Raw genomic sequence first — 5,678 nt, 5'->3', positions numbered from 1 at the left:
CACCTCGCCGGGCAGGCCCTGCGGTCCGGCGAGTGCTCGATGGCGCTGGCGGGCGGCGTGACGGTGATGGGGACGCCCGGCACCTTCGTCGAGTTCTCCCGCCAGCGCGGCCTGGCCGGCGACGGGCGCTGCAAGGCGTACGCGGACGGCGCCGACGGCACCGGCTGGGCCGAAGGCGCCGGCATCGTCGTCCTGGAGCGCCTGTCGGTCGCGCGGGAGCGCGGGCACCGGGTACTGGCGGTGCTGCGCGGCAGCGCGGTGAACCAGGACGGCGCGTCGAACGGCTTGACGGCGCCGAACGGGCCGTCGCAGCAGCGGGTGATCCGCGCCGCGCTCGCCAACGCGGGACTCGGGCCGTCCGACGTGGACGTCGTCGAGGGCCACGGCACGGGCACCGCGCTGGGCGACCCGATCGAGGCGCAGGCGCTCCTGGCCACCTACGGGCAGGGCCGGGACGCCGGGCAGCCGCTGTGGCTGGGGTCGCTGAAGTCGAACATCGGCCACGCGCAGTCGGCCGCGGGCGTGGCGAGCGTGATCAAGATGGTGCAGGCGATGCGGCACGGCGTCATGCCGCCGACCCTGCACGTGGAGCGGCCGACGTCCCAGGTGGACTGGTCCGCCGGGGCCGTCGAGCTGCTGACGGAGCCCCGGGAGTGGACACCGAACGGGCACCCGCGCCGAGCGGGCGTGTCGTCGTTCGGGATCAGCGGGACGAACGCGCACCTCATCCTTGAGGAAGTGCCGGAGGAACCGGTCGCCGAGGAGGCGCCGCCGTCCGACGGCCCGGTGCCGCTGGTGGTCTCGGCCCGAACCACCGGGGCACTGGCAGGGCAGGGCGCCAAGCTGGCGGCGTTCGTGGCGGAAACGGACCCGGCGCCGCTGGCGAACGTGGCCGGCGCGCTGCTGACCGGCCGCGCCGCGTTCAGCAGGCGGGCCGTGGTCGTGGCGGAGACCGAGCAGGACGCCGTGGCGGGACTCGGCGCGCTGGGACGGGGCGAGGAAGCGCCCGGCCTGGTGGTCGGCGACGCAGGCACGCCGGGGAAGGTCGTGTGGGTCTTCCCGGGGCAGGGCACGCAGTGGGTCGGCATGGGCCGCGAGTTGCTGGAGTCGTCCCCGGTGTTCGCCGAGCGTGTCGCCGAGTGTGCCGCCGCGTTGGAGCGGTGGGTGGATTGGTCGCTGACGGACGTGCTGCGCGGCGACACCGAGCCGGGTTTCCTGGACCGGGTCGACGTCCTTCAGCCCGCGAGCTTCGCGGTCATGATTGGCCTGGCGGCGGTATGGGAATCGGTCGGCGTAAAGCCCGACGCCGTGGTGGGGCACTCCCAGGGCGAGATCGCGGCCGCGTGCGTGGCGGGGGCGCTGTCTCTGGAGGACGCCGCGAAGGTGGTGGCCTTGCGAAGCCGGGCCATCGCCGCCGAGCTGTCGGGACGCGGCGGGATGGCGTCGGTCGCGCTGAGCGAGGACGAGACGGCCGCGCGGCTGAAGCCGTGGGCGGACCGCGTCGAGATCGCCGCGGTCAACAGCCCCTTCTCGGCAGTGATCGCCGGGGACGCCGACGCGCTCGACGAAGCGGTGGAGGCGCTGGACGCCGACGGCGTGCGGGTGCGGCGGATCGCGGTCGATTACGCGTCCCACAGCAGTCACGTGGAGGACATCGAGGACACGCTCGCCGAGGCGCTGGTCGGGATCGAGGCGCAGGCGCCGACGATTCCGCTGCTGTCGACGGTGACCGGGGAGTGGATCTCCGAGGCCGGGGAGGTCGACGGCGACTACTGGTACCGGAACCTGCGCAACCGGGTCCGGTTCGGATCCGCCCTCTCCGCCCTCCTCGATCAGGGCCACGGCGTGTTCGTCGAGGTCAGCGCACACCCGGTGCTGGTCCAGCCGATCAGCGAGATCGCCGACGAAGGTGTCGTCGTCGGGTCGCTGCGCCGCGACGACGGCGGGATGCGGCGGTTGCTGACCTCGATGGCCGAGTTGCACGTCCGGGGTGTCGACGTCGACTGGACGTCCGTCCTGCCGCCCGCGTCGGGCCGGGTGGACCTGCCGACGTACGCGTTCGACCACCGGCACTACTGGCTGCGCGCGGCGGAGACCGGCGGCGACGCCGCCTCACTGGGACTGGCCGGAGCCGACCACCCGCTGCTGGGCGCGGTCGTGCACCTGCCGCAGTCGGACGGGCTGGTGTTCACCTCGCGGCTGTCGCTGCGGACGCACCCCTGGCTGGCCGACCACGCGGTCCGGGGCGTCGTCATCGTTCCCGGCACCGGGCTGGTCGAGCTGGCGGTGCGGGCCGGGGACGAGGCCGGGTGCCCGGTCCTCGACGAGCTCGTGATCGAGGCGCCGCTGGTGGTGCCCCGCAAGGGCGGCGTCCGTGTCCAGGTCGCGGTGGGCGGACCGGACGAGCGCGGTGCGCGCACCGTCGAGGTGTACTCCCAGCGCGAGGACGTCGCGGGGGAGGACGGTCCGGACGGCTGGGTCCGGCACGCCGCCGGCGTCCTGGCGTCCACGGCGGCCGCCCGGCGGGCGGACTTCGACTTCACCGCCTGGCCGCCGCCCGGCGCGGAGCCGGTCGACATCGGCGGCGGCTACGCGCGGCTCGCGGAGGTGGGGTACGAGTACGGGACCACGTTCCAGGCCGTGCGGTCGGTGTGGCGGCGCGACGAGGAGGTCTTCGTCGAGGTCGCGCTCCCGGAGGAGCGGCGCGAGGACGCGGGCGGCTTCGGCATCCATCCCGCGCTGCTGGACGCGGCCCTGCACTCGACGATCCTGAGCGCCGCGGCGGGCGCGGGCGACGGCGGACCGGACGGCCCCGAGCTGAAGCTGCCGTTCGCGTGGGACGGGCTGCGCCTGCACGCTGCCGGTGCCGCGGCGCTGCGCGCGCGCATCACCAGGCCCGGACCGGACGCGATGGCGCTGGAGGCGGCGGACGCCGCGGGCGGACTCGTCGTCACCCTGGACTCGCTGGTGGCGCGGCCGGTCAGCGACCGGCAGCTGGAGACGGCGGCGGGCGCGGTGCGCGCCGACTCCCTGTTCGGGGTGGAGTGGACCGGGCTGCCCGCCGCGCCCGGCGGGGCCGCGCCGCCGTGGGTGCCGGTCGCCGACGCGGAGCAGGTGGCGACGCTCGCCGACGACGTCCTGTCGGGCGCGGACGCCCCGGCCGCGGCCGTCCTCGATGCGGGCCGCGGCGCCGGCGGGCCGGACGGCGACGTGCTCGGAGCGACGACCCACGTGCTGGACGCGGTGCAGTGCTGGCTGGGCGGCGGCGGGCTGGAGGAGTCGCGGCTGGTGGTCGCGACCCGGGGCGCGGTGCCCGCCGGCGGCGACGGCGCCGTGACCGACCCCGCGGGGGCGGCGGTGTGGGGCCTGGTCCGGGCCGCCCAGGCCGAGAACCCCGACCGGATCGTCCTGCTCGACCTCGACCCGGAGTCCGCCGCCGGAGCCGACCCGGCCTCGGTCCTGGGTGCGGTGCTCGCGTCCGGTGAGCCGCAGGTCGCGGTGCGCGGCACCGCCCTGTTCGTCCCGCGCCTCGCCCGCGCCGCCGGTGCCGCGCCGGAGCCGGACGGTCCGGCTCCGTTCGGTCCGGACGGGACGGTCCTGGTCACGGGCGGCACCGGATCGCTGGGCGGGCTGGCCGCCCGCCACCTGGTCGCCCGGCACGGTGTCCGCCGCCTGCTTCTGGCGAGCCGCCGGGGCCCGGACGCCGAAGGAGCGGACGCCCTGGTCACCGAACTCACCGACCAGGGCGCGGAGGTGTCCGTCGCGGCCTGCGACATGTCCGAGCGCGACCAGGTCGCGGCGCTGCTGGCGTCCGTCCCCGCCGAGCACCCCCTGACCGGGATCGTGCACACGGCGGGCGTGTCGGACGCCGGAGTGATCGGGACGGTGACCCCCGACCGGCTGGCGGAGGTGTTCGCGCCCAAGGCCGACGCGGTGCGGCACCTGGACGAGCTGACCCGCGGCATGGACCTGGCCGCGTTCGTCGTCTACTCCTCGGTGTCGGGCGTGTTCATGGGCGCGGGCAGCGGCAGCTATGCAGCGGCCAACGCCTACCTGGACGGCTTGATGGCGAGCCGTCGCGCCGAGGGCCTGCCGGGCCTGTCGCTGGCCTGGGGCCTGTGGGACCAGACGTCCGGGGGGATGGCCGCGGGCACCGACGACCTCGCCCGTTCCCGGATGAGCAGGCGCGGCGGGTTGCAGTTGATGTCGCAGGCCGAGGGGATGGAGTTGTTCGAGGCCGCGCTCGGGTCCGGGCGTTCGCTCCTCGTCCCCGCCCGGATCGACCTGCGCAGCGTCCGCGCCGACGCCGCGGCGGGCGGGGTGGTGCCGCACATGCTGCGCGGGCTGGTCCGCGCGGGACGGCAGGCGGCGCACACCGCGACCGCCGACGACGAGCGCGGACGGCTGCCGGAGCGGCTGGCCGGACTGCCGGCCGCCGAACGGGAGAAGGTCCTGCTCGACCTGGTGCGGGCCCAGGTGGCCGCGGTGCTGGGCTACGGCGCGTCCGACCGCATCGACGCGGACCAGGGGCTCTTCGAGCTCGGGTTCGACTCGCTCACCGCCATCGAGCTGCGCAACCGGCTCAACCGGCTCACCGACCGGAAGGTCGTCCCCAACCTCGTCTTCGCCTACCCGACACCGGAGAGCATCGCCGCCTACCTGCACGACCTGGTGCTCGGCGACCACGAAGGCGACCGGGAAGCGGCCCCGGTCGCGGTCTCGGTCTGACCCGAGGAGGAATGACGTGTTCGACGTGGAGGAGTACCTCCGCCGGATCGGCTGCGCCGGCGAGACCGCCGCGGACATCGCGACGCTGCGGAGGCTCCAGCGCAACCACCTGATGGCCGTCCCGTACAACAGCGCCGCCTACGACCTCGCGGACGGCGTCCAGATCGTCGACCTCGACGACGACGAGATCTTCGAGACGAGCATCGTCCAAGGGCGCGGCGGCGCCTGCTACCACCTGAACCGCCTGTTCCACCGGCTGCTGCGCGAGCTCGGCTACGACGTCGCGCTCCTGGCGGGCGTCACCGCCGAGGGTCGGGACAACTTCGGCACCGACATCGAGCACATGTTCAACCGCGTCTTGCTGGACGGCTCCGCATGGCTCACCGACGTCGGCTACCCGGGGCCGACCTACGTGGAGCCGCTGCTGGTCACCGACGCCGTGCAGTCCCAGTACGGGAGCCGGTTCCGGCTGGTCCCGCGCGAGGACGGGACCGCGCTGCAGCGCCGGGGGCCGGCCACGCGGTGGAGCGTCGTCTACACGTTCACGCTCGAACCCCGCCGGTGGAGCGACTGGAAGGAACTGGAGGACGACTTCCGGCGGATCGTGGCGGACGCGGGACGCACCGACACCCGGGAGGTCCTGTGCGGCCGGGCCGTCGCGGACGGCCAGGTCTTCCTGCGGCAGCGCCGCTTCCTCACCGTCCGCGACGGCCGCGAGCAGGTGCGCACGATCGTCGACGACGACGAGCACCGGGCGCTGCTGGCCCGCATCCTCTCCGGCGACATGGACTGAGCACGCGCTCGGTCGCGACCACGAAGGGCAAAGATGGAGAACGAGGATTCTTCGCTCACCAAGTTCGTCGACTTCTACCGCACCGGATACGCGGCGTACTGCCGGCTCGTGTACGCCTTCTACGGGGCCGGGGGCACAGTGCCCCCCTGGCTCTTCT

The 5,678-nt window shown here is 74.9% G+C and carries 2 protein-coding genes; both read left to right on the top strand.

Annotation, left to right across the window (positions count from 1 at the left end):
- Positions 1-4,728: type I polyketide synthase (locus tag DMH08_RS38035; RefSeq protein ID WP_125621075.1), on the top strand; the 4,728-nt coding region annotated here is incomplete at its 5' end.
- Positions 4,729-4,744: 16 nt separating this feature from the next.
- Positions 4,745-5,521: an arylamine N-acetyltransferase gene (locus DMH08_RS38030; RefSeq protein ID WP_125621073.1), complete on the top strand. Its 777-nt coding sequence runs from the start codon at positions 4,745-4,747 to the stop codon at positions 5,519-5,521.
- Positions 5,522-5,678 lie beyond the last annotated feature (157 nt).

Origin of the sequence: Actinomadura sp. WAC 06369 (assembly GCF_003947565.1) — a bacterium.
GTDB classification, from domain to species: Bacteria; Actinomycetota; Actinomycetes; order Streptosporangiales; family Streptosporangiaceae; genus Spirillospora; species Spirillospora rifamycini.
Note: the sequence above shows the minus strand (reverse complement) of the source record. Positions and strands in the feature narration are given on the sequence as shown.